Origin of the sequence: Candidatus Nitrotoga sp. 1052 (assembly GCF_927312905.1) — a bacterium.
Lineage (GTDB): Bacteria > Pseudomonadota > Gammaproteobacteria > Burkholderiales > Gallionellaceae > Nitrotoga.
Window position 1 is genome coordinate 1 of the sequence record NZ_CAKMHQ010000016.1, and the last position, 20,840, is coordinate 20,840.

22 protein-coding genes and 1 pseudogene are annotated in these 20,840 nt (G+C 51.4%); 11 read left to right on the plus strand and 12 right to left on the minus strand.

The features are described 5' to 3' along the window. Nucleotides 1-155 precede the first annotated feature (155 nt). The 4 genes from MJ768_RS03295 to MJ768_RS03310 form a co-directional block, all read right to left on the minus strand. Entirely contained in the window at nucleotides 156-395 is a 240-nt protein-coding gene (locus MJ768_RS03295; protein ID WP_239287940.1) for a type II toxin-antitoxin system RelE/ParE family toxin, read from the minus strand. 35 nt (nucleotides 396-430) lie between these two features. Beyond that, a complete protein-coding gene (locus MJ768_RS03300; RefSeq protein WP_239287941.1) occupies nucleotides 431-718 on the minus strand; it encodes a CopG family ribbon-helix-helix protein in 288 nt (95 codons plus the stop codon). 376 nt (nucleotides 719-1,094) lie between these two features. Further along, nucleotides 1,095-4,202: a glycosyltransferase gene (locus MJ768_RS03305; protein ID WP_239287942.1), complete on the minus strand. Its 3,108-nt coding sequence runs from the start codon at nucleotides 4,200-4,202 to the stop codon at nucleotides 1,095-1,097. 138 nt (nucleotides 4,203-4,340) lie between these two features. After that, complete coding sequence (locus tag MJ768_RS03310; protein ID WP_239287943.1) at nucleotides 4,341-4,583, minus strand: hypothetical protein; 243 nt, start codon at nucleotides 4,581-4,583, stop codon at nucleotides 4,341-4,343. A gap of 244 nt (nucleotides 4,584-4,827) precedes the next feature. On the opposite strand from MJ768_RS03310, the gene MJ768_RS03315 reads away from it, so the two are divergent. Continuing rightward, on the plus strand, nucleotides 4,828-5,520 hold the full coding sequence (locus MJ768_RS03315; RefSeq protein ID WP_239287944.1) for a hypothetical protein: 693 nt from the start codon (nucleotides 4,828-4,830) through the stop codon (nucleotides 5,518-5,520). Nucleotides 5,521-5,633: 113 nt separating this feature from the next. Beyond that, nucleotides 5,634-6,059, plus strand: coding sequence for a hypothetical protein (locus tag MJ768_RS03320; RefSeq protein WP_239287945.1), 426 nt, complete (start codon nucleotides 5,634-5,636; stop codon nucleotides 6,057-6,059). 133 nt (nucleotides 6,060-6,192) lie between these two features. On the opposite strand, the pseudogene MJ768_RS03325 reads toward MJ768_RS03320, so the two are convergent. The 6 genes and pseudogenes from MJ768_RS03325 to MJ768_RS03345 all read right to left on the minus strand — a co-directional run. After that, nucleotides 6,193-6,569, minus strand: a pseudogene (locus MJ768_RS03325) (IS630 family transposase); the annotation flags it as partial. A 13-nt stretch (nucleotides 6,570-6,582) separates the two neighbouring features. After that, on the minus strand, nucleotides 6,583-6,903 hold the full coding sequence (locus MJ768_RS15115) for a helix-turn-helix domain-containing protein (RefSeq protein WP_256449822.1): 321 nt from the start codon (nucleotides 6,901-6,903) through the stop codon (nucleotides 6,583-6,585). Between the two features lie 126 nt (nucleotides 6,904-7,029). After that, on the minus strand, nucleotides 7,030-7,176 hold the full coding sequence (locus MJ768_RS15335) for a hypothetical protein (protein WP_445082964.1): 147 nt from the start codon (nucleotides 7,174-7,176) through the stop codon (nucleotides 7,030-7,032). Next, on the minus strand, nucleotides 7,169-7,312 hold the full coding sequence (locus MJ768_RS15340) for an SEC-C metal-binding domain-containing protein (protein ID WP_445082965.1): 144 nt from the start codon (nucleotides 7,310-7,312) through the stop codon (nucleotides 7,169-7,171). Before MJ768_RS15340 ends, MJ768_RS15335 begins: the two co-directional genes overlap by 8 nt. 207 nt (nucleotides 7,313-7,519) lie before the next feature. Next, nucleotides 7,520-8,368: a spherulation-specific family 4 protein gene (locus tag MJ768_RS03340; RefSeq protein ID WP_239287947.1), complete on the minus strand. Its 849-nt coding sequence runs from the start codon at nucleotides 8,366-8,368 to the stop codon at nucleotides 7,520-7,522. Nucleotides 8,369-8,532: 164 nt separating this feature from the next. Beyond that, nucleotides 8,533-9,258 carry a hypothetical protein gene (locus MJ768_RS03345; protein WP_239287948.1) on the minus strand — a complete coding sequence of 242 codons (726 nt, stop codon included), beginning with the start codon at nucleotides 9,256-9,258 and terminating at the stop codon, nucleotides 8,533-8,535. Nucleotides 9,259-9,318: 60 nt separating this feature from the next. On the opposite strand from MJ768_RS03345, the gene MJ768_RS03350 reads away from it, so the two are divergent. Beyond that, nucleotides 9,319-10,107, plus strand: a complete 789-nt coding sequence (locus MJ768_RS03350) for an IPTL-CTERM sorting domain-containing protein (RefSeq protein WP_239287950.1) — start codon at nucleotides 9,319-9,321, stop codon at nucleotides 10,105-10,107. A gap of 317 nt (nucleotides 10,108-10,424) precedes the next feature. Here the strand turns inward: MJ768_RS03350 and MJ768_RS03355 are convergent, their stop codons facing one another. Next, a complete protein-coding gene (locus tag MJ768_RS03355) occupies nucleotides 10,425-10,568 on the minus strand; it encodes a hypothetical protein (protein WP_239287952.1) in 144 nt (47 codons plus the stop codon). 117 nt (nucleotides 10,569-10,685) lie between these two features. Between MJ768_RS03355 and MJ768_RS03360 the strand changes: the two genes are divergently transcribed. From MJ768_RS03360 to sodB, 8 genes are all read left to right on the plus strand, one after another. Further along, on the plus strand, nucleotides 10,686-11,102 hold the full coding sequence (locus MJ768_RS03360) for a hypothetical protein (protein ID WP_239287954.1): 417 nt from the start codon (nucleotides 10,686-10,688) through the stop codon (nucleotides 11,100-11,102). A 102-nt stretch (nucleotides 11,103-11,204) separates the two neighbouring features. Continuing rightward, nucleotides 11,205-11,774, plus strand: a complete 570-nt coding sequence (locus MJ768_RS03365) for an AbfB domain-containing protein (protein WP_239287956.1) — start codon at nucleotides 11,205-11,207, stop codon at nucleotides 11,772-11,774. Nucleotides 11,775-11,938: 164 nt separating this feature from the next. Beyond that, a complete protein-coding gene (recQ, locus tag MJ768_RS03370; protein ID WP_239287958.1) occupies nucleotides 11,939-13,780 on the plus strand; it encodes a DNA helicase RecQ in 1,842 nt (613 codons plus the stop codon). A gap of 193 nt (nucleotides 13,781-13,973) precedes the next feature. Further along, entirely contained in the window at nucleotides 13,974-15,251 is a 1,278-nt protein-coding gene (locus tag MJ768_RS03375) for an HD-GYP domain-containing protein (protein ID WP_239287960.1), read from the plus strand. A gap of 240 nt (nucleotides 15,252-15,491) precedes the next feature. Further along, nucleotides 15,492-16,559 (plus strand): AI-2E family transporter, encoded by a 1,068-nt coding sequence (locus MJ768_RS03380; protein ID WP_239287962.1) that lies wholly within the window; start codon nucleotides 15,492-15,494, stop codon nucleotides 16,557-16,559. A gap of 84 nt (nucleotides 16,560-16,643) precedes the next feature. Continuing rightward, nucleotides 16,644-17,543: a lipid A hydroxylase LpxO gene (gene lpxO / locus MJ768_RS03385; RefSeq protein ID WP_239287963.1), complete on the plus strand. Its 900-nt coding sequence runs from the start codon at nucleotides 16,644-16,646 to the stop codon at nucleotides 17,541-17,543. Between the two features lie 405 nt (nucleotides 17,544-17,948). Beyond that, nucleotides 17,949-19,613 (plus strand): energy-dependent translational throttle protein EttA, encoded by a 1,665-nt coding sequence (ettA, locus tag MJ768_RS03390; RefSeq protein ID WP_239287964.1) that lies wholly within the window; start codon nucleotides 17,949-17,951, stop codon nucleotides 19,611-19,613. A gap of 130 nt (nucleotides 19,614-19,743) precedes the next feature. Next, nucleotides 19,744-20,322, plus strand: coding sequence for a superoxide dismutase (sodB, locus tag MJ768_RS03395; protein ID WP_239287965.1), 579 nt, complete (start codon nucleotides 19,744-19,746; stop codon nucleotides 20,320-20,322). Between the two features lie 68 nt (nucleotides 20,323-20,390). On the opposite strand, the gene MJ768_RS03400 is transcribed toward sodB, so the two are convergent. Beyond that, the gene (locus tag MJ768_RS03400) at nucleotides 20,391-20,822 is read right to left on the minus strand and encodes a DUF192 domain-containing protein (protein WP_239287966.1); all 432 of its coding nucleotides are present in this window, start codon (nucleotides 20,820-20,822) and stop codon (nucleotides 20,391-20,393) included. Between the last annotated feature and the right edge of the window lie 18 nt (nucleotides 20,823-20,840).

The window sequence follows — 20,840 nt, forward strand, 5'->3', positions numbered from 1 at the left end:
TAAAAAATTAGAGCTTACATATCAACTATATGCAGCGCTCAAATTTTTTATTCGTGCCTTGTCTTGCCTAGAAACTTGAATTTTTAGAGGCGCCCTTAAATGACTTAAAGTTTTTGAAATCGCAACCTTACCGCAAAGGCGTTGTGCTTGGATTTTTAGACTACATCCCGTTGGTGTTTTACAAAAAGCACAACAACGTCACTTCCAAAAGTGTAATGATAGCGTGCGACATAACCGCCAGAACCAAACTTGATGACCAGTTCCCGGTGGCCAGGCACTTCACTCACTGGTCGATTCGCTTCTGGAAAATCAATTAGTGAATTAAGGGACGCGACTATCGTGTCACGCGCACGGAACGCTGCCTCCGGGCTTTTTTCTCTGAGAAATTCCTGCATTCGAATAAGGTCTCGAATTGCATTCTCTGAAAAAATTAAACGTGGCATTGTGGTGCAGGTTGTTCATCCTCGGTTCCCCATGATTGCATCCACTTCGTTACCTCCTCACCGGTAACGTGGAGGCCAGTTTCCTGATAGTGCTCATAGGCGGCGACGGCCTCTTGGTTCGCTCGGTCACGGGATTCGGCTATCAGTACATACTGCTCAATCGCTTCTCGTGCCAGTGCATGAGACGTGCGTTTGCGCGACGTGGCCAAGTGTGAAAGACGCTCGCGAAGTGACGAATCAATTTTGATCGACATAGGAACAGTAGTTGTGCTCATAAAAAGATTCCTGTTATGAGTTAAAAGGTATTACCTAGTATACCGTTAAACTACTGTCAGTCAAATTTAGTCTCTGGAACTTGAATTTATTTAATCGCTTTATGAGTCTGCTCAAGGCCAATACAATAATTTCATCGAGCGTCAGGATGGGTCGGGCCCAAATTTTTCTGCATTCTATCAATACGCTTTTCGGTTTGTGCTAGACCACAAATTCATGCACTGTGCTGGAAAAAAATCGGATCTATGATCGGAACTTCGGCAGTAATAATGCAGTTCGGGTTGAGGCGGAAAGCCGCAAGATCGGCGTGTTGAGCGTGCCAAATGTTTTGCTCCTGGAAGCTTATGAAAGCGGCAAAATTCCAGCATGTCCCTCGGTTTAAGAACCTTGGAGAGGAATGCGCCGCGCCAGCCAGCTGAGGCGGTCTTCCGGTACTCCAAGCTTAGTCATGAGATCCATTGCGATTTCTTGATACTCAGGCTGAAACATCCAGTGGTAGTGCAGATGAATTGGTGACTGAGTGGTCCAAGCTGCGTCGATGTCCCCTTGCGAAGCAACCAGGTGCAAGGGCACGTTGTAGCAGGCAGGATAATTAACGACCCGATCGGTTCCGGCCCAGACGGTGAGTGCAAGGGCTGCTTGATTGGATCCCCAGTACTCGCTGGCGACCTGTCCGACTTGGCCGGTGGAGGCATGGATGCTCAAACCACTGCCGCGATAGGGCAGCAGTCCGGCTTTCACCGATCGGGTGAACAGATTGGACCACCGGGTGAGCAGGCCATTTTCTCGGCGCGCGACGATCAGGCCGCCGTTATATGAGGCACGGATGCGCTCCCGGCCTATCGTTGTATCCATGTAGGGCAGTCGCTCTAGCGATGTCGCGCCCATGTCGGCAAGCATCTGCCAGTAGGCCTCGAAAGGATCACCAGGGCCGCTGGTGGCGCTGCCCTTGGAATCCACCGGCCTGACGGCGACATCTGCATCATCCGGCAGTTGCGGCTCGTTGAGAAACACCGTATCGCTGTCGAGCACGACGATAAAGTCCGAGGAGCAATGGGTTTCGGCCCAGGCAGCTGCCACGACTCGGTTAGCGGAGCCATACTCGGGACAGAAAGTGTTCAGCGGTTCATCCACATACTGAATGCAAAGGTCGGTTAGTGCACTGCGCGTTTCTGCATCGACGCCGAGACCAGGCCTCGGCGAGAAGGCGAGAACCGGTGCATTTCGGTGGCGTCCGCCGAAACGTCGGATGCTCTCGCACAGCAAAAGCGCCTGGTCGCGGATGCCGTTGTTTTCGATGCAGAGGACAAAACTTGCAGTCGTCTGGGGCACTGAGCTTTCGACGGACATGGATATATATGGGGCAACCACTCCTTGAACGGCAGGATAAGCAACGGCATCTCGATCGCATCGGTCGATGATTGTCCGGTAGAGCTCCTGGAGGTCATGCCCCACCAAATTTTCGGGTAGCGCAGCAAACGCGTCATCTCCGACTCTCTGCCGGTGCAGGGCCGGATCGAGAAACTGATCCACCGCATCTGCCCGACTAAGATCGTCAAGCTGGAGATCGAGCCGGTCTCCGATCCGACGGACCAACTGGCGCCAGTCGGCCAGCAGGTCTGTGAAACGAACGTGGATGACATCCGTCTGCCCATCGGCAAAGATATCGATCTGTGCCATGTAGGCCTGCCAGAGCGACAATCCACGGCCGATGGTCATGTCCCCCCGGGCATGCAACGACTGTGCTACTTCCAGGGGATGGCGCACGGGCACGACATAGACCGGACGATAGCCGGCGGCAAGGAGCACCCGGTGCCACAGAGGGGCCAGTATGCCGATGCGGGGATCCTTGATAAGGATTGTCTTCGCATCGCCATACTCGGAAGAAAGGATAGCGCGGGCGTCACTCATAAATTCGTCGACCAGATCGCCGTCTGCCGGCAGCGTAAATCCTACCCGGCCCCAGCCTCCGCCCAGTTGCCCAAGGATCCTCTCGTTGAGTTCGACCACATCCTCAGGTTCCCAGAAACCCTTTGGATTGTTGCCCAGGTGCGGCGGTTTCAGCTTGGCCGGCAGGAAGGCGCCGCAAAGGTTGAGCACGCGAGCGAAGGCGGACGTGCCGCTACGGTGCATGCCTAGCACAACCACTGCAGTCCTCCGCAGGCCATAAGGTGCCCTGGGCAACTGCGCTTGGGCCCTTTGCAAAGCAATGGTGGCGCGCATTTCCGCAGCCAGCTGGCGCATTATGTGGCTTGGTACCAGCGCCCCTTCACCAGCAGAGAAAAGATGTTTGAGCATCACCACCCGATTCTCCGGCCATTGTGGCGACAATGGGTTGGTGCAAGGCGCCGTGTTGTTCAATGCGGTAGCGACGAAATTGCCAAGCACTTTATCCGCATCCGCGGTGACCGTCCTTTTCGACTCGCTGATGGTATTGTTTTCGTGGATGCGATAGAAGTAGAGGGGGCGGTGTACGACCATGGGCTCGGCTAACGCTGCTGCCCGCAGGCAGAAATCCCAGTCATGGTTGTAGCGATAATCCCTGAAGCCGCCGAGACTGAGGAAGAACTGACGTTCGACGAACAGATTGCCAGTCGAGATCAACGTGTTGTGGGGGATCAGGGCGAAACTGTTCGAGGCCCGTCCCAGGTAGCCCAACTGCCGCTGGCGATGCGCATCGGAGACTGCTGTTGCCGTATCGTCACGCACGCTGGTCACCAGCGAATAGCCCCATGGAATCGCGAGATAGGCGATCTCCTCTACAAGGCTGGCAATGCGCTCTGGATCGTAATAGTCATCGGAGTTGAGGAAGGCGAGGTATTGGCCCTGTGCCATTTCAGCCCCCTCATTGAGGGTCGCGGGTGCTCCCCGGTTGTTCCGGGCCATAAAACGGACCGGTATGGATGCTCCCGCCAAGCTGGCGGTCACCTCCTCTGGCGTACGATCTGTCGACCCATCATCAATGACAATCAATTCGATGTGAGGGTAAGTTTGGCCAAGCACCGAGGCTATCGCTTGAGCCACGTAGCGTTCGTGGTTGAATGCGGGCAGGACGACTGACACCAGTGGCGAAACCATCTTGACCTCCTGCTGCCGCCCGAGCTTCCAGGCCACGAACTCAGTCAAGAGTTCTGTCTGCCGGTCGTTGGCCTCCCGGGTTAGGAGCCTGGCCAATACGAGGCTTAGATTATGCCGAATCTCAGGCTGGGCCCAACCGGTCCGTTCTGCAGTATCCCAAAGATTTTCAAGGGCTTCGTGGTAATTCAAGCGCTGCATTTGCACCACGCCCAGCATATGGAGCACATTGATGTCCGCAGGATTTCCGGCTAAAGCCTTCTGGTACAGTGCTTCTGCACGTCCAAGCAACCCCTGCCGGTGAGCCGCCAGAGCTTCGTCACGCGCCTGAGAAGGAGCATTTTGATGCTGACCACAACAGTGTTTGTAGCGCTTGCCGCTATCGCAGGAACACAATTCATTACGGCGCATGACTGTCAATCAGCATTGAGCGGATTCAAGTTAGAAGTGCAACAGTTAGTAGTGACTTAGTATAGCGCATCGTTTTCCGAAAAAAATTGCGGTGTTGTGTCGATTGCGGACGGCGCCTGAGCCTTGGTTTTTTTATTTTCAATCAATGTGAGTCCAACCGGTCTCAATGCGAACCATGAAAGTTTCTTGCCCGCAAGCCCAGTTAGCGCCGGTTGCAGCGGCGTCAGTGCAGTGTCCTATGTCCGTGGATGAGATGTCTCGCCATTCGGTAGCGTGACAATCTCGGCATTTGTTCTGGATGGGGATGGACAGTGTCAGGCGGCCGTCGCTGGAAGGAATGGCACCAGCTACACCGATCTGGGCGATGCTTGTCCGGGTCATGCTCGCATGCTCAATGTAATTGGCTTTCCCTTTGGGCGTCTTTCGCGTAAACAGTAAAAAAGAACCCAAAGCCAACACTTCTTGCTGCCGGTTAGACACAAATTTTGTGAATTTCGGATGACTTGTTGGTCATGTTGACGACCAAACTGCTTTCCGATACATTCAGTGCTTATGAAAAATTGCGTTTATTTTTTTTATACGCTTTGTGCGGCCGCTTGGCGACCTTGCCGACACAGGTGATCACGTGAGCATTGAATTGCTGAAAGACATTCCTCACCTCAAGGACATGTTGGGTCTTCCTTATGACGTGTTGAAGGCCGAGCTCGTTTCGGGTGGCGCCAAGCCCGGCAATTCGAAGGTAAAGAAGAGTGATCTGGACGAATTCCTAGCGGCACTGGCTGAGGAGTTTAATGGGAGGTCGCGGCTCGAATTTTTTCATACGGTCCTGATTGTTCTCATCCGCCGGCGGATCATGCTGCAGGCCGCAAAAGACATGTTTTTCGATCTTTGGGAAAATGAGACCGATTTTTTATGCAAACATCTCAGCCTTCGTTGGCTGGTCTCCGCGTGCGACACGATCTGCGACCATCCGCGGAGTCCCGCGGAGGCGACTACAGCCATCGCGGCCTCCATGCTTATCAACACCTTCAAGCTTTACGAGACCGAACGGCTCACGTTCGAGAGCCTGAATATCTCTGAGCGTCGGATGGCCGCGCTGCAAGGCACGAGGGAGGATCTGTTTGATGGATTGACGACGTTCAAGATCGGCCGGGGAGACATGATACGAAATCTCGCGGGGCGACTGAAAAGGACCCGCGATGCTGATGCTGCTCTGGTTGCGCGCATATTCTATACCGCAGTCGAGCGGGTGTTCACCGACGAAACCGTCTTCCTGCGGTTTCGTCGATTGCACAACCACGACGCGACCCGATGGTGAAAATGCGCCGGAGTGCGAGCAGACCATGATCTTCCTGTATATCGGAACGCACAAGACCGGCTCGAAATCACTCCAGTGGTTTTCTACACGATCATTCCTCGAAGCTCGAGAGCATGGGCTTTCAGCTCTATTCCGGCTGTCATAGAAGCCCGACGAATCACCGGAAGCTGCACTTTGCGTCGCTGCGCGCGGACAGAGACTGTTTCGCCAAGCATAATGATCCGGACTTGTCGGCTGACGCCGGCTATTTTGACTTGATAGCGCATCGTGTTCGGAGCTTCTTGAAACAGTCAGCCGTGCCGCACCAGATCTTCACTAATGAGGATCTTTCCCATCTGCGTTTTCCCGACGAGTTCGCACGCCTTAGAGCTATCTTCAACGCGCCGTCGTCGGAGATATGCGTGATTGCATACTTGAGAAACAAGGTGGATTTTCTTCGCTTCTACAACCAGCAGATTTTGAAGCGGAGGGTCCGCGAGCCATCGCGCAATCCCAGCTTGGCATTCTACGTCGATGACGAATCTTGGCTGGCGGATTAAGAGTCCCTGATCTCGAGCTACGAGACGCACCTAGTGTAGTGCGTCAATTAGAAGTGTGCTTATTCAAGGTGGCACGAGCGCGGGTGACCTTGGCTAGGATGTCGCTGGCCTTTGCTGTCCAGATAAACGGCTTCGGTCTGGCGTTATGCACAGCGATATATTCGTTGATGGCGGCCTCCAGTTCGGCCACGCTGTCAAAGGCGCCACGACGAATGCGTTTATCTGTGATGTCGCGAAAGGACCCCGCTCGACCATGTTGAGCCAGGAAGAACTGGTGGGTGTGAAATGGATATGAAAGCGCGGGTGCTTGGCCAGCCAAGCCTTGACCTCTGGATGCTTGTGGGTTGCGTAGTTATCCACGACCAGATGCAGTTCATTGGTCTTCGACGTCTTGCGATCAATCATCTTGAGAAGCTTCAGCCACTCCTGATGCCGATGGAGTGGGTAGGTCATTAACAGCACCTTGCCATCCAGCATATTCTATGCAGCAAACAGTGTCGTTACACCATTTTATAGTCGCGTGTCATTGTTCTGCCTCGTCCAGGCTCCGCACCACCTGTTCCACGTTGGCCGCATTGCGCGCCGTGCGCGGACGACCAGGGCGCGTCGCATCTTGAAGCAGTCCATCGACTCCAGCGGCGAGAAAGCGCGCCCGCCAGCGCGCTGCAACTCGGCGACCAAGGTCAAGCTTCTGCGCAATGTCCTTGTCCGTCATCCCGGCCGCAGCCAACAGCACGATGCGAGTGCGAATTTGAACGCGCGCTTCAACACGTTTGCGCTTGGAAAGAACTCGCAGGCGGCGATCATCGTCGGGACTCAACTGGATTGGCTTAACAACACGCATGGCACTGACCTCCTACGCAATAAACTTTAAGAGGTCAAGCCTTCATATAAATTCCATTATTTATGGTGCATTACACAAGTAGTCGCATTCACCTGAATAGCCTTGCCGCATTGACTTTTCTTTTTCCTAACGCCGACCACTTATCTGGTGATCCAGTCGCGCCAATTGCCCATCTGGCATCACGCGCTCTACCGTTGTTAGTACTCCGGTGTCCGAATTATTGCCATAGAACAGATTGATCTTACCGGGCCACAACAGCACAGCATCATTCACGTAGCGGAACAGCTCTCCACTCGTCTTCGCGGTAAATTCTCTTCGGCGCGCGCCTGAGAACGAGCATTTTGATGCTACCACAACAGTGTTTGTATCGCTTGCCGCTATCACAGGAACACAATTCATTACGGCGCATAGATGTAAATCAGCATTGAATATTTACCAGATAACAGCGTTATAGTTAATCTGAGTAAATTTATATGATGTTGTTTTTTTTAATTTTATTTAAAATCTGGTAAAAATGGATGGTGATCAGAACGTCAATGCCTATGAAGCTGTGGGACTACCATGCAGCCTTCTGTTTTGGTTGAATATTTAAATTTAACAAATTGATTATAAATAATTATTTGTGTGCAAGTCTCGGATCCTGGCCCCTTTGAATTTTTAAAAAACGAAAACCAATCAACCCTAAACCCGCGAGTATCAATAAGCCACTGCTTGGCTCAGGTACAGCAGAAACCGCTGAAACCTCGGCATTCCAGTAGTGCGGAAGCGTATCCCAGGGATTGGGCTGGGTGTCATTCGTGATATACAGATAACCCACATTACGGTCTGCTGCAAGCGCTACATTTGCAAGCATGGCTGCCTCATCAGTAACTTTATATAACAAATGTGCGAAATGATCAGCGGTGTAATTATTTGTCCAAATATCAGGTGTATAAGAATTGTACCCAGTCTGATTTTCGAAAGTGACCAACACATCGGCAGCAGTCAAATACGACTCTAGCGTATTGGTGCCGGGGTTCCCAAAAATACGATATCCAGGATTGGTTGATTTAATGTTGCTGTAAAGTGACTGGTAGTAGGCAAGATCGCCTGACTTATTGGACATTTCATCAAGAAATATGCCGTCAATATTATAAAAGCTGGCATAGCTCGCGACCTCCGATAGCACTTCTGCCTGAGAACGTGCACCATAGCTGGTATGAGCATAACCCACCACTTTGCCGCCAGCTGCCCGAAACGCATTAACCGCTGTCGTGTAATCAGAATTAACCGAAGATCCGGGGCCGCTATTAGGATTCATGATGGCAGTGATACCCACTTGCCCTGCCGATACCGTCATTTCATCCCAGAAACTCTGGTTAGGATCAGAGGAAGGATAAAAATAAGCAGGTAGAAGTATGTTAACGGCATGTGCATTAAAGCTTAGTAGCAGCCCTACTAGAAAACTGAATGCTAATTTTTTCATTTTTATCCATCGAATTTTTTGAGCAAAAGTAAAGATGGGTGATCTTTATCAGGAAAACTGCCGTGATTTTCTTCAACACTTTCAATATTCTTCCGGCCTTGCTTTCCTGATAAGTTGCTGTATGTTACAACAATATGATTTATATTACTTAATTTTATGGTAAGTTATTTCCGACAGTTGAAATTGTGGCACAGCCCAATAAATTGTGTATTTGAAACTCCAGTACTCGCTAAGTGAAGAAGAAAAACTACAACCCGTAACTGGAGAAAACAATGAAGTTTAACATTCGAGCCATCCTGACTGCTGCGTTCCTCAACATCGGCATCTTTACAACTACTGGCGCCAATGCTGCGCTGGTCAGCGCCCTCAGTGGCCAAGCGGTAAACGACACCGACCTTAACATCATCTGGTTGGCGAATGGCAATCTGGCCGCCACCGAAACCTTTGGAGTAAACGGCATCGCGTTGGACGGAACCATGTCCTGGCAGACTGCTCAGCTTTGGATAGCCGCCATGAACACCGCCAACTACTTGGGCTACAACGACTGGCGGCTGCCCATCACCACCGATACCTGCACTCCTGGCTGCAATTTTTCCTTCAGTGGTGCCGTCTGGGGCTATAACAATCCTAATACGAGCGAGATGTCCCACCTTTATCACACCGAACTGGGTAACAAGGGTTTTTACGACACTGCCGGGGTAGGGCCCCTGGCAGGATGGGGATTGGTCAATACAGGCCCATTTAGCAACCTCCAGGCCGGGCTCTACTGGTCCGGAACGGAGTACGCGTCGGATACTGGTTTCGCGTGGGACTACGGCTTTGACTTCGGCTACCAGGCTTTCTTTAACAAGAACAACCTTATGTTCGCGTTGGCTGTTCGCCCCGGACAAATCGATACCATCCCCACGGCTTTTAGTTTCACCGCCCAGACTGGGGCGGCTTTGAGCTCGGTGGCGACTTCTAACACCCTTACCGTTTCCGGCATCAATAGCGCCAGCGCCATCAGCATTGTGGGCGGTACCTATTCGATCAACGGCGGGACCTATGTTTCAACCACCGGCACGGTGACCAACGGCGACACGGTAACGCTGCAACAGACTGCTTCCGGTAGCTACAGCACTACAACCACTGCCACCCTTACTATCGGCGGCGTGAGCGGAGCGTTCAACGTCACCACTTTGGCGGTACCGGTGGCCACTACCAGCTACAGCGCTCCCTCCGCCACTGGTAGCGGCAGCATTACCGCCAGCTTCACCGGCGGCGGAGCGGGTTGTGGCTACGTAATAAGCCAGTACCTTCCCCTCTCCGGTCATGCCGCCTCACCGCCCGCCGGAACGGCCCCGGCAGGCGTCAATTTCCCGCATGGGCTGTTCGATTTCACCACCAGCAACTGCGCGGCGAGTGCCACCCTGACTTTCACCATCACCTACCCGCAAGCCCTGCCACCGGGCACGGTATACTGGAAATACGGTCCCACTGCGGGGAACGTCTCGTTACACTGGTACCAGCTCCCGGCAGTGATTGCCGGCAACACAGCCGCCTTCAGTATTACTGACGGCGGGCTTGGCGACGACGATCTGACGGCAAACGGCACCATTGTTGATCAGGGCGGCCCCGGCGTGAGCGGCAGCGCAGTGTCCATCCCGACACTGTCCGAATGGGCGCTGCTAACACTGGCCGGGTTGATGGGGCTGTTCGGGATGGGAGCCATGTGGCGGCGCTCTGCGCGGAGGATGTAGATAGTGTTGAGCAAGGCAAAGCGCGGCGATATATCGGGACGGCGTTTGGGGTAGAGGGATACTTTGATATCGACCAAACAGAAGGGCACCTCTAAAAATCCAAGTTTCGTCACAATACGGCGTTACTCGAAAAAAATTATCGCTTACATATCAAATATATGCCGCGCTCAAATTTTTTACTCGTGCCTTGTCTTGCTTAGAAACTTGAATTTTTAGAGGCGCCCAGAAGGATAGTTGTGAGCATTGAATTATTCCATCAGTGACTGCTGGTAGTCGCAATCACCTGAATAGCCATGCCGAATTGATTTTTTTGTTATCTAACGCCGATCACTCATCTGGTGATCCAGTCGCACCGATTTTCCGTCCGGCATCACGCGCTCTACCTTTAGTATTCCGGTGCCCGAATTATTGCCATAGAACAGATAGATCTTTCCGGGCCACAAGATCACAGCATCGTTCATGTAGAGGAATAATTCCCCTTTCGTTCTTGCGGTAAATTCGGCGACGAGCGACTTTCGTTCGTCAGGTGTTGGATCGGAGTTTATAAGCTGCTCTGCCTTGGAAGAGTTAATCTTCTCGTGCGCCTCGCCGGTTACCTTCGCGGCATTCTGGTAGCTGTGGTGCTTGAATGGTGCGATGGGCTCCGGTACATATTCATCGTTGCCGGGCCTGCCGATCCTTGCGAGAAAAAAGCCGCGCATGTCGCATTTGAAGCCGCGCTTTCGCGTGAGCGCGCGGCGATTCGGCGCGACATCGAGGCTATGTTGCGTGATCCCGATGATCAGGCCGAGATATGGGCGATCCGGGATTTCCTAAACGGGAAGGCCCGTGAACTGGATCAGAAGTATGATTTCCGGTATTCTGTTCTAATCGGTGTGTTCGCTCAGTTGATGGCAGAAGGTTGGCTTACTCTCGAAGACCTTGCAGGCATGGACTTGGCAAAGCGGGAGCTCATTCGTGAGCATAGCACTGCCTGGTGGCGAGCCGATGACTAACCGGCGGTCAACCGGACGCTCCGGTACGGGGCTTCGCCTTGCGAGCAACCGTCGGCGCGCCGATTACCTTAGTTCGTTAAGCAACAGTTAAAATGAGGTGTCATGTATCTTCACTCTGTTCTAAAAGGCCTGGTTGTAGGTTCGGCAGTGTCTATCTCGCTGCTGCTGTCACAGTTGAGCTATGGCCAAGAGCCTAGTTCCTTTAAATCATGGAACTATCCCGATCGTTATATTCGCCATCGATTATCTTTGGGTTACATCGATCCAATTGTCGCTAGAGATAAGCTGGGAAGGAAAGATGCGACGTTTCAAATTGTTCCAGGACTGGCAGGCAGATGCCGTTCATTCGAATCTGTCAACTATCCAGGCCACTTTTTGAGACATCAGAACTATAGATTGAAGTTGGCAAAGCAGACCGATGACCAGCTTTTCAAAGAAGATGCCACATTCTGTGTTGTATTGGGGCTTGCCAATTCTGATGGCCGCTCATTTGAATCTGTCAATTTTCCCAAGCACTACATACGGCATTCTAACTTCGAACTTTGGCTAGCCAAGTCTGACGGAAGCAAATTGTTCAAGAAGGATGCAACATTCATCATTTCGCGGCCTCTGACGGTATATCCTCCTTCTCAAAAAATTGACGAAGGTACCAACCTTATTCCTGCTGATTAAGGGAAAGCTGGTCTTCAGCGCAGGAGTTTGCATACACCGTGAAAGGTAGGCATGCAACCTTGCAAGTAATAAGTAATTACATAAATAGCTGATCACTGTGAATGATTCTGTAGAAAGAATATGCGCAGGGGCAGAATAGCTTCGAGTGTGATACCTTTCTTTTTATGACTGCTCCTACCGCCCAACAGATTCTCCACGATGTTTTCGGCTATTCGTCCTTTCGTGGTGAACAGCAATCTATAGTTGAATATGTTGTTGCTGGTGGTGATGCGCTGGTATTGATGCCAACCGGCGGCGGCAAGTCGTTGTGCTACCAGCTGCCGGCATTGATGCGGCGTGGGGTGGGCATCGTGGTGTCACCGTTGATTGCGTTGATGCAGGATCAGGTGGACGCACTTAACCAGCTTGGTGTGCGCGCCGCTTTTCTTAACTCCAGCCTGGATGCGAATACGGCGCGTACCGTGTCGAGCCGTTTGTTGCGGGGTGATTTAGATCTCTTGTATGTGGCTCCAGAGCGGTTGCTGATGTCTGGATTTTTGTCCATGCTGGAACAGGTGCAAGCCGAGCATGGCATGGCGTTGTTTGCTATAGACGAGGCGCATTGCGTATCGCAATGGGGCCATGATTTCCGTCCTGAGTATCGCGGTCTGACGGTATTGCATGAACGCTTTCCGGACGTGCCACGCATCGCGCTGACGGCCACGGCGGATGCGCCAACGCGAGGCGAGATTGTCGAGCGGCTGGCGCTGGAGCATGCGCGCCAATTTGTTTCCAGCTTCGACCGTCCCAACATCCGCTACCGGATAACGTTGAAAGCCAATGCCCGGCAGCAATTGCTGACCTTTCTGGAAACGGAGCATGCTAATGATGCTGGCATCGTATATTGCCTGTCGCGCAAAAAAGTGGAGGAAACTGCCAACTGGCTTCAGGAGCGCGGCTGGAATGCATTGCCCTACCATGCCGGGCTGGATGCGGCCGTGCGTAGCGAAAATCAACGTTCTTTCCTGCGCAAGGAGGGCGTCATCATAGTCGCCACTGTCGCTTTCGGCATGGGCATCGACAAGCCCAACGTGCGCTTTGTCGCTCACCTTGATCTGCCCAAGAGCATGGAAGGCTATTATCAGGAAACTGGCCGCGCCGGACGCGACGGCTTGCCCGCAGATGCATGGATGACTTACGGTTTGGGCGATGTGGTTTCCATGCGTCAGATGCTGGCATCCGGCGATGCGCCCGAGGAGCGTAAACGGTTAGAGCTGCATAAACTTGACGCTCTACTGGGATTTTGCGAATCCACTGCCTGTCGCCACCAAATTATTTTGCGTTATTTTGGAGAGGAACATCCTGGCAACTGTGCTCAGTGCGACAATTGCCTGGAGCCGATGGATACTTGGGACGCGACCCAAGCGGCACGAATGGCATTGTCGTGTGTTTACCGCACCGGGCAGCGCTTCGGCGTTGGCTATTTGATCGACGTGCTACTGGGCAAGGCCACTGCACAGGTCGAAAAATTTCGCCACCAGCAGCTTAGTACCTTTGGGATCGGCCAGTCGCTCGCGCAGACTCAATGGAGCAGTGTCTATCGCCAGTTGGTTGCTGCTGGTTTGCTCAATGTGGACATGGAAGCTTACGGCGGATTGCGTCTTACTGAACAAGCACGCCCGGTGCTACGCGGTGAATCCGAAGTGTGGCTGCGGCGCGACGCTGAACCGGCTAAAAACAAAATCAGCAAGGTTGAACGCGGCGCAAGAATGCGCGAAGCATTTGCCGGTGCAAATGAAGACCCGCTGTGGCTGGCGCTTAAAGCCAAGCGCATGGAGCTCGCCCGTGAACAAGGTGTACCCCCTTATGTAATTTTTCACGACAGCACTTTGCTGGAAATTCTCAAACATCGTCCTGATAATCTCACCGATTTAGGAAAAATTAGCGGGGTCGGCTTAGCCAAGTTAGCCCGTTATGGAAATGATTTTCTGAAAGTGATTGAGGATGAAGGAAATGGCGTTAAGTAGGTCATACAAAAGATCAGCGGAAATATCTGTGGGTTATTTCAGAGCCCCGTTAGTTGCTCCAACAATACCGATGCCATGGTGCGGATACTGTGTTTATTACGAGGGGTGGCTTTCGACCTGAAGGAGACGTTTGAGGCTCAAAGTAATTGGCTAATTGGAATTTGTTGCAACCTAATATAGAAAGGATCGGTATATGCCCAAAGCGCTTCAGCAATCTGATCTCCGTCATGTCATCTATGCGTTGTCCGATGCGCTCGATCTGGTAGGGGTCAACGATGTCGCCCACGGCAAGCGGGTTGGCATCATGGCCGCAGAGTGCGGCAGGGCTCAGGGTCTGGCGGAAGCGGAGACGACCTTTCTGTTCGACCTGGGTATGCTGCACGACATTGGCGTGTCCTCGACGCAGACGCATCATCATCTGGTCGCCCAGTTCGATTGGGAGGGTTCGCAGGTGCATACCAAGATTGGTTATGGCCTTTTGAGTGGGTTCGCACCACTGTCGCACATGGCTATTCCTGTACGCTACCATCACACACGATGGGACAAACTGGCTACGCTCCCTCCATCCGAACTTACCGCACAACAAGCGCAACAGGCAAACCTCATCTTCATGGTCGATCGCGTGGACGCGCTGGCTGTGCCGCACTACGGTAGCGGTGTCTTGTTCGATCATCTCGATGAGATTCGCGATAAAATTAAACGCAGCGCCGGCAGCTATTTTGCTCCCAAGCTTGTGGACTCTTTTCTGGCGGCATCCGAGGCGGAGGCATTCTGGCTGCAGCTGGAGCCGCGCTCGATCCAGAATTACTTGCGCGACCTGTTGTCGCGCGGTGAGAGCTACCAGCCGTTATTTGCAGAGCTCAAACAGCTGGCAGTGATTTTTTCGCACATTGTCGATGCCAAGAGCCCGTTTACCGCACAACATTCGCTGGGTGTGGCACGCTTGGCGCGTTTTCTTGCAGAACGTGCGGGGGTAAGCGAGGAAAATTGTGACAAACTCGAGCTCGCAGGCTTGTTGCACGATCTCGGCAAGCTGCGCGTACCGGATGAGATACTGGATAAACCCGGGCCACTGGATTCGCACGAGCGGCGGATAATCAATACCCATAGTTTTGAGACCTACCAGATACTGCGCAACATTGGGGGGTTCGAAGAAGTTGCGCTGTGGGCCGCGTACCACCACGAGGAGCCAGACGGCATGGGGTACCCGTTCCACATCCACGAGAAAGGCCTGTCCATTGAGGCGCGCATCCTGCGCGTCGCGGATATCTTTCAGGCCATGGCCCAGGATCGTCCCTATCGTGCGGGATTGGCAGAGCACGAAGTGCTCGGATTTCTGAACGAACTTGCGAACCAAGGAAGAGTGGATGCGGGCATCGTCAAATTGGTAGGTGAGAATATGGCCCAAGCGATGGCGGTGGCGATCCCTGATCCAGCCGATTTGCTGATCCAGGTCGCCGGGATCACCTGAGCTCGTATGCATTAAACAAATAAGTGCAGTAGGAAATCATTTTGGCCTCTAAAATACATTCACCCCTGATTCATTAATAGTGGTTAATTTGCTGGGGAAGGCAGTTAAAATCCTGAAATTGCCAGGGATACATCGAGAATAGTTTGTCGATATATTCTTGATCTACCTTCAATACTAAGTTCAGGTAATATTAAGATTGCTAAACAATGAAAGCCATTTACCTGGTTTCTAGAATTACATATGAATTCTTCAGAATTTCAGAAAAAAGTATTTCTACTCCTGTTAACCGTAGTCTCCATTGCATTCGGCTGGATCGTATGGCCCTTTTTCGGTGCAGTTTTTTGGGGTACCGTCCTTGCCATATTGTTCGCGCCGCTCTATCGCCGTTTGCTCGTTGTAACGCGCGGCAGGCGGAATCTGGCTGCGCTCGCCACTCTGGTGCTTTGTCTGGTTATCGTAATTCTTCCGCTGACGTTTATTACCGCTTCACTAGTGCAGGAGGGAATCAGTCTTTATCAAAAGCTTCAGTCGGGAGAGCTGCATTTCGGCACGTATTTTCAGCAGATCATTAATGCTTTGCCGCGATGGATGGTCGATCTACTGGATCGTTTCGGATTCGGAAACATTTCCGCGTTGCAGGAAAAATTATCTGTCGGCGTGATGGAAGGCAGTAAATATATTGCAACTCAGGCTTTCACTATTGGTCAAAGTACTTTTGAGTTCATCATCAGTTTTGGCATCATGCTGTATTTGCTGTTCTTCCTGCTACGTGAAGGTTCCGGTTTGTCCGGGCGGATCAGGCAAGCAATCCCATTAAGTATGGAGCATAAACGGTATTTGTTCAGCAAGTTCATCACGGTCCTTCGTGCGACGGTAAAAGGCAACATCGCTGTGGCCGCGATGCAAGGTGCGTTAGGTGGTGTAATCTTCTGGATTCTTGATATTCAGGGACCGTTATTATGGGGCGTTCTGATGGCATTTCTTTCGCTTTTGCCTGCAATTGGTGCAGCATTAATTTGGGTGCCGGTCGCAATTTATTTTCTCGTCACAGGTGAAACTTGGAGCGGTGTAATCCTGATCGCATTTGGCGTGCTTGTGATCGGACTGATTGATAACATTCTTCGGCCTATACTCGTCGGTAAGGACACACAAATGCCAGACTACGTAGTACTTATTTCAACGCTTGGCGGCATGGCTCTTTTTGGCCTGAATGGTTTCATCATCGGTCCGGTGATTGCAGCAACCTTCATTGCTACATGGGATCTCTTTTCTTTGTCGAAAGAAGAAGATAAAGAGTCAATATCTTAAATGTATTTTTTCAAAATTGATGCCGAATTAGCGGGCGATCAAAATAAAATTTCTCTTTGAGAGGCAGTAAATGGAGGGGTTGTTATGAAATGGGCAGTGATTTCGATTTATTTGATATCAATTTTTACCGTGCATTTTCGGGGTAAGGTCCGTCTTCCTTTGTTTCGTCAGTTATTCGATCACTCATCCATCGTGGCTCCGATGAACCTGTTTATGTACCTGTTTTCGGGGGTTCCTTACACTGCCTTTTTTTCTGTCAGCAACTTCCGTGGCCTGAAATTGCTGGAAGAGAATTGGGAAATAATCAGAGATGAAGCTCTTAATCTGCAAGCGTTGGAAAAGATCAAAGCTGCGCAAAAAAATGATGATGCAGGTTTTAATTCGTTTTTTAAAAATGGATGGAAACGCTTTTATTTAAAATGGTATGACGCCAGCCATCCGTCAGCTGAATACTATTGCCCAAAAACAGTTGCATTGTTGCGCGCTATTCCGTGCGTGAAAGCCGCCATGTTTGCGGAATTGGCGCCAGGCGGAAAACTCAATGAGCATCGCGATCCTTTCGCGGGATCACTGCGCTATCACCTTGGTTTGGTGACGCCCAATGATGATCGCTGCTTTATAGAAGTCGATGGTCAGCGCTATAGTTGGCGAGATGGGCAGGCCGTTGTCTTTGATGAAACCTTTATTCATTGGGCGCAAAATGGATGCGACACCAATCGTATTATCTTGTTTTGCGACATTGAGCGTCCGATGCGCTACCGCTGGGCACAAGTGATTAACAAATGGTTAGGCAGAACAATCATGACCGCAGCAAGCTCGCCCAATGAAACCGGGGATCAAACCGGCGGCATTAACAAAATGTTCCGTTTTATTTGGTTGGCAGGCCAGTACCGTCGAAAACTGAAAGCATGGAATCGATCTCTATATTACGTGATCAAAGGAGGATTAATTCTGGCAGTGGTAGTTTTGATTATTTGGATATGATTAGCACGGCAATTCCAAGCTCCAAGTGCAAAAAGCGCAGCATGATGCTGCGTGAAGTCGAAAGTATCTGGCGTGAATAACTGCGCGGGGTGCCTGAAACCGAGTGACTTTCATGGATGGCGTTCAGTTTTCACGCAACCGAACTCAGCTGCCTTTTAAAAAAAGGCCGCGCCAGTCCTGCATTTCAGCGTAGTGCGCTCAATCAAAGTTTCGACCGCTGTGTCCTTGATGAGATCGCTTTACCAATGCCCCGAAATCAGCCGTTCCTCAATCTCAGATATTCGGTTCGGGGAGACTCATATTTGTCTTTATCTTTTCGTTACTTAACATACTCCTACTCCCAAAATTTTGTGCCTTGGGGTAAGCTTACAAACCTAATCAATAATTCGATACAAAACAGACAATATGGCCCAATATGTTTTTACCATGAACCGCGTGGGCAAGGTCGTACCGCCCAAGCGCCAAATTCTTAAGGATATTTCCCTCAGTTTCTTCCCTGGTGCAAAGATTGGCCTGCTTGGACTGAATGGCTCGGGCAAATCCACCGTGCTGAAGATCATGGCTGGAGTGGACAAGGATTTCGAAGGCGAAGCCATTCCGATGCCGAACTTGAATATCGGCTATCTGCCGCAAGAGCCACAACTTAACCCGGAGCAGACCGTGCGTGAAGCAGTGCAGGAAGGGCTGGGCGAGGTGTTCAGTGCGCAGAAAACATTGGATGAGGTGTATGCCGCCTATGCTGATCCTGATGCCGACTTTGACGCGTTGGCCGCCGAGCAGGCGCGACTCGAAGCCATCATCGCTGCCAGTGACGGAAATGCGGATCAACAAATGGAAATTGCCGCCGATGCATTGCGTCTGCCCGAATGGGATGCCGTTATCAAGAATCTTTCTGGTGGCGAGAAGCGTCGCGTTGCGTTGTGCAAGTTGCTGCTGTCCAAGCCGGACATGTTGCTGCTGGATGAGCCGACCAACCATTTGGATGCTGAGTCGGTAGAATGGCTGGAGCAATTTCTTTTGCGCTTTCCTGGCACCGTGGTGGCGGTAACACATGATCGCTACTTCCTTGACAATGCCGCCGAGTGGATTTTGGAACTCGATCGTGGCCACGGTATTCCGTGGAAGGGAAACTATTCAAGTTGGCTGGAACAGAAAGGAGCCAGGCTCAAGCAAGAAGAATCCTCTGAGTCCGCGCGCCAGAAGGCGCTGAGCAAGGAGCTGGAATGGGTGCGCCAGAATCCAAAGGGACGGCAGGCAAAATCAAAGGCGCGTATCGCCCGCTTTGAAGAGTTAAATTCCCAGGAATATCAGAAGCGCAATGAGACCCAGGAAATCTTTATTCCCGTGGCCGACAGGCTGGGTAATGAAGTAATAGAGTTTAACAATGTTTCTAAAGCTTATGGCGACCGACTGCTGATTGACAATCTCAGCTTCAAGATTCCGCCCGGCGCTATCGTCGGTATTATTGGACCCAACGGCGCGGGTAAGTCGACGCTGTTCCGCATGCTGACTGGGAAAGAAAAGCCGGATTCTGGCGAAATAAAAATTGGATCAACAGTCAAGATTTCGCATGTGGATCAATCGCGCGATGCGCTGGAGAGCGATAAGACCGTGTTCGATGTTATTTCCGGCGGTAATGACATCCTTACCGTGGGCAAGTTTGAGACGCCATCGCGCGCATACATCGGCCGCTTTAACTTCAAGGGCGCAGATCAGCAGAAGCTGGTCGGTAATCTTTCAGGTGGCGAACGTGGACGTCTGCACTTGGCGAAAACCCTTATCTCGGGCGGCAATGTCCTGCTGCTGGATGAACCCTCCAACGACCTCGATGTGGAAACTCTGCGTGCGCTTGAAGATGCGCTGCTGGAATTCGCCGGTTGCGTGCTAGTTATCTCGCATGATCGCTGGTTCTTGGATCGCATAGCGACTCATATCCTCGCCTTTGAAGGCAACTCGCAGGTCACATTTTTCGATGGCAACTATCAGGAATACGAAGCGGATAAAAGGAGGCGTTTGGGTGAGGAAGGTGCGAAGCCGAAGCGAATTCGATATAAACCGATTAGTCGGTGAGTTTTGTTGGCAAGAATGGGTGAAACCCAACTAGCCTTTATTGTGATGTCGATTGCCCCCAAGGGCTGTTATTCGTCTGTTATTCGGCTGTAATTTTAAACCACTTGAAACATAAATTGAGGAGAACTAGATGGAACATACTTTACCTGCACTACCTTATGCGATGGATGCACTTGCGCCGCACATTTCCAAGGAAACTTTGGAATATCACTATGGCAAACATCACCAAACCTATGTGACCAATCTCAATAACTTGATCAAAGGCACTGAATTTGAGAACGCCACGCTGGAAGAGATTGTCAAAAAATCTAGTGGCGGCATTTTCAATAATGCCGCCCAAGTGTGGAACCATACCTTTTACTGGAATGGCATGAAGCCTAACGGTGGCGGTGTACCGACCGGAGCTCTGGCAGATGGTATTAACAAGAAATGGGGCGGTTTCGAAGATTTTAAAAAAGCATTTTCGGCTTCTTGCGTGGGTAACTTTGGCTCTGGCTGGACATGGCTGGTGAAGAAGGCCGATGGCTCGCTGGACATCGTTAACACCAGCAATGCCGCTACACCCTTGTCCGGCACTGACAAGCCGTTATTGACCTGTGACGTGTGGGAACACGCCTACTATATTGATTACCGCAACGCCCGCGCCAAGTATGTCGAAAGTTTCTGGGGCTTGGTTAACTGGGATTTCGTAGCGAAGAATTACGCGTAATTTTTAAAGCTTGAGCGAAATAAAAAATCCCGGGACTCGCCGGGATTTTTTATGGCAGTTCAAAAAGGTTATTGCCCTGTGGGAGCCTGCATTAATCCTTGAACCGTTATTCCTCGCTTGATGCCATTCCGGGTAAACCAGCCGCTATTCATTTCTAGCGCATACAATGCATCGCTTTGGGCGTGGTGGGTATCTGTGGTGTTAGGCTGCATTTCCTCAATGTTGAGAATGGAGCCATCGGCGGCGATGAAGGCGATGCTTAACGGCAGTGGCGTATTCTTCATCCAGAAGCTATACCTGTCAGCTTTTTCAAAGATAAATAACATGCCGCAATTTGCGCATAGACGACCGCGCTGCATAAGTCCCTGTTTGCGGCTTTGCGGGGTGTTGGCGATTTCGGCATGAATACTGTGTTTGCCAATCTTTAGTGAAATATTTTCACCCCAGGCGGGTTGCAGGGCAAACAAGCAGAACAGGAATAGTGCGGGAAAAAATCTCATGTCGGCATCATAGTTGTT